This is a genomic window from Methylobacterium sp. WL18 (assembly GCF_008040015.1).
In the GTDB taxonomy this organism is placed as follows: Bacteria; Pseudomonadota; Alphaproteobacteria; order Rhizobiales; family Beijerinckiaceae; genus Methylobacterium; species Methylobacterium mesophilicum.
This window is the reverse complement of the sequence record NZ_VRVD01000532.1, coordinates 1-3,263: the sequence shown is the minus strand read 5'-3', so window position 1 is coordinate 3,263 and position 3,263 is coordinate 1. Positions and strand designations below refer to the sequence as shown.

The following is a 3,263-nucleotide window of genomic DNA, read 5'->3' as shown; positions in this document are numbered from 1 at the left end:
CCGAGAGACCCGATGGACCCGATCAAGCCGGCACGCCGCTCGCTCATGGCCAGGGCGGCGCCCCCGGCCATGAGCGAGCGGCGTGTCGGCTTGATCGGGTCCATCGGGTCTCTCGGCAGAAGGGGACGCGCGGCCGGTCCGCGACACCCCATCATCGAGACGCGCCGCATGCAGCCTGCATACGGTATCTTGCATGCATCGTGCCCAGTGCGGCGGCCGTCGGTATTCGACGCCTCAGGCGCCCCAGACCTGCCCGGGTCGCAGCGCCAGGAATCGCTCGGGGGCGATGCCGTGCGCCTCCAAGGCCGCCGCCAGAGCCTCCGCGGGCCGCTCGATGCCCTCGTCGGTGAGTTGGAACGTGCCCCAATGGTGGCCGAGCGCCTGGTCGGCCCCGAGCAGCGCGAAGGCTTCCACGGCCTCGGCCGGGTTCACGTGCTGCGCCTGCATGAACCAGCGCGGCTCATAGGCGCCGATCGGCAACGTCGCGAGGCGCGGCGCCCCGAACCGGGCCCGGATGTCGCGGAACAGCCCGCCGTCGCCGAAGCCGGTATCGCCCACATGGTAGTGGACGCCCTGGGCCGAGGTGATCACGAAGGCGCACCACAGCGCCATGCGCCGGTCCTGAACGCCGCGGGCCGACCAGTGGTTGGCCGGCACCAGGTGGACCGCGAGACCGTCGCCGAGATCCACCGACTCGCCCCAGTCGCGGGTCTCGACATGCATCGTGTCGTCGAAGTTGCGCAGGATCGTGTCGTTGCCCAGCGGCGCGACGATCAGCGGCTGGTGGGCCTGCCAGATCCGGGCGAGGTTCGGCCCGTCGAGATGATCGTAATGGTTGTGGGTGATCAGGACGACATCGATCGGCGGCAGGTCGGCGAACGCGATACCGGGCGGGTTGACCCGCTTCGGTCCGGCGAACCGGACCGGGCTCGCCCGCTTGGCGAAGACCGGGTCGATCAGGATGTTGCGGCCGGCGACCTGCACCAGGTAGCTGGCATGCCCGATCAGCACGACGCGCAGGGACCCGCTGCGCTCGGGCGGGCGGTCGGCGGGGAACGGGCTCGGGTAGCTCTTCGGCCAGGGCTCGCGCTGCCGCCCGGCCTGCCAGCGCAGCACGTCCGGCAACGACTTGTCGGTGGCCTGGTCCGGCAGGAAAAAGCGCAACCCGTCGAAATGATCGGATTCCGGGCCGCGATAATAGGGGTTCTTGCCCCGGCGGTGGGCGGCATAGCCGACGCCGCCGAGCGTCATCACCGTGGCCGCACTCGCGACCGTGAGCAGGCTGCGCCGTTTCATAGGTGGGAGATGGCCGGCCCGGCGCCGTGGTCAAGCTCTCGCCGCCGCGACGGGGAGCCTCAGGCCCGCTTTTGCCTCACTCCACGGCTTCGGCGGCGAGCGACAGGCGGGCGCGGAACACGACCTTGCCGACCGTATCGCGGACGCAGGCGACGTAATCCTGGCGCTCCACGTCGGGCAGCATGTCGCGGGCGATCGCCGACATGATCCGGGTGACCTTGGCGCGGGCGGCCGGCAGGTCCGGCAGGTCGAAGCCGACCTCGTCGCGGACCGGCTGGGAACCGTCATGGAGGTCGATGTAGAAGCGGGGCATCGGCGCGCAGCGTCTCGAGAGGAATACTTCTCGGAAATCATTGCGCAAATTGTGGTTAATAGAGCGTTACTCGCTCCGAATAGAGCCCAATAACTGCCCTATAAGTCAGGAGCGCCAGCGCAGCTCGCGCCGTTCCAGGGGATTCTCGAACGGGCGCCCGGCGCGGGCCGATTCCAGGGCCTCGCGCTTCAGCCGGAAATACCATTGCGACGGCAGGTCGCCCTGTCCGAACAGCACCATGGTCGGCTTGCGGTCCAGGCCGTCCTGCGCGTGCTGAAGCACCTCCTGGTCCTGCGTGAGGAACTGCCGCATCAGCGGCCGGGCGACGGGCTTGAGCAGGTTCAGCGCCGGCATGCTCCAATAGAGGGCGTTGGTGAGCAGGGTGCGGTCCGGCGTGAGGGGCGTGGCGAAGGTGTAGTTGGCCACCCGCTTGTCACCCGCGCGGATGCGCTCCAGCCGGACCCCGGGGAGCCGGAACTCGATCTCGACCTCGGGCACGCCGCCGAGGAGGCGGTAGACCGGCGAACTCGTCGTGGTGGCGTGGCTCGTCATGACGAAGCCGTGCGGCACCGGCTGGAACGTCTTGACCTTCTCGCGCAGCTGCTTCGAGGGCCGGAACCACCAGCTGTCGTGCACGAAGGCGACATGGCCGGGATCGACCAGGCTCAGCGTGGTGAGATCGTAGGACGCCTCGACCACGAGTTCCACGACCAGGGAGCCGGCCGGCGCGAAATCCAGCTCCGGCACCGCGGGCACGTCGCCGGAGGCGGGCCCGAGATGCGGGTTCACCCACAGGAACCCGGCGCTCTCCCGTACGGGGAAGCGCTGGACCTGGATGCGGGAGAAATCGGCGGCGTCGTGCTCGGACAGGGTCGGAACGTCCCGGCAGCGCCCGTCCGTGCCGAAGCGCCAGCCGTGGAACGGGCACATCAGGGTGTCGCCGTCGAAGCGGCCCTTCGACAGGGCCATGCCGCGATGCGGGCAGCGGTCGCGCAGCGCGAACGGCGTCCCGTCGGGGGTCCGGCCGAGCACGATCTGCTCGCCGTTCAGTTCCACGGCGCGGAGCCCGGTGCGGCCGAGGCTGCGGGATTGGCCGACGCAGTACCACGCGTTGCCGAGCGGCTGGCGCATGGCCTCGGGATCGAGGGCGGCATCCTCGGGCGGACGCGGCAGGGGCGTGACGGGCGCGTTCAACGGCGGTTCGGGCTGACCTCGGTGGGCTCGTCATACGCCCGGCAGCCGAAGCGGGAAAGCAGGTGCGCGGGGAGGACAAACGGGCGCAGCCACGGGGCTTCACAAGCCGGGTCCGGCCACCTACCTTCGTTTGACCCGCAACGAACGAAAGGAGGTGATCCAGTGTCTCATTGTCATCAGCCGTCAGTCTCGGCTTACCGGACCTGGACCGTCGCCTCCGGCGCGTCGTTCTAAGACGCGCCTGAGCCCCGATTTCGGGACAGTTCCGCCGGACATGACGGTTCGGCAATGGAAGGGCCACCCTCGCGGGTGGCCCTTCGGCTTTTCAGGGGGTGTTTTCAGCGCTTCGGGGCCTGGAACAGCGGCTGGGCCAGGGCCTCGGTCCGGGCGCGCCACAGGTCTCGCTCCTCGCGCAGGGCGTCGCGCTCGGCCGCCATCGCGTGGCGCTCGGCCCGCAGCC

At 69.9% G+C, this 3,263-nt stretch carries 3 protein-coding genes and 1 pseudogene; all 4 read right to left on the bottom strand.

Annotated features, from left to right (window positions below; translation table 11 throughout):
- Window positions 1-234 precede the first annotated feature (234 nt).
- Window positions 235-1,296 (bottom strand): MBL fold metallo-hydrolase, encoded by a 1,062-nt coding sequence (locus tag FV228_RS24460; RefSeq protein ID WP_147856935.1) that lies wholly within the window; start codon window positions 1,294-1,296, stop codon window positions 235-237.
- Between the two features lie 76 nt (window positions 1,297-1,372).
- Window positions 1,373-1,609, bottom strand: coding sequence for a hypothetical protein (locus tag FV228_RS24455; RefSeq protein WP_147856934.1), 237 nt, complete (start codon window positions 1,607-1,609; stop codon window positions 1,373-1,375).
- A 105-nt stretch (window positions 1,610-1,714) separates the two neighbouring features.
- Window positions 1,715-2,740 carry an aromatic ring-hydroxylating dioxygenase subunit alpha gene (locus tag FV228_RS24450; RefSeq protein WP_147856936.1) on the bottom strand — a complete coding sequence of 342 codons (1,026 nt, stop codon included), beginning with the start codon at window positions 2,738-2,740 and terminating at the stop codon, window positions 1,715-1,717.
- A 401-nt stretch (window positions 2,741-3,141) separates the two neighbouring features.
- Window positions 3,142-3,263 (bottom strand): annotated as a pseudogene (locus tag FV228_RS34410) (ATPase); the annotation flags it as partial.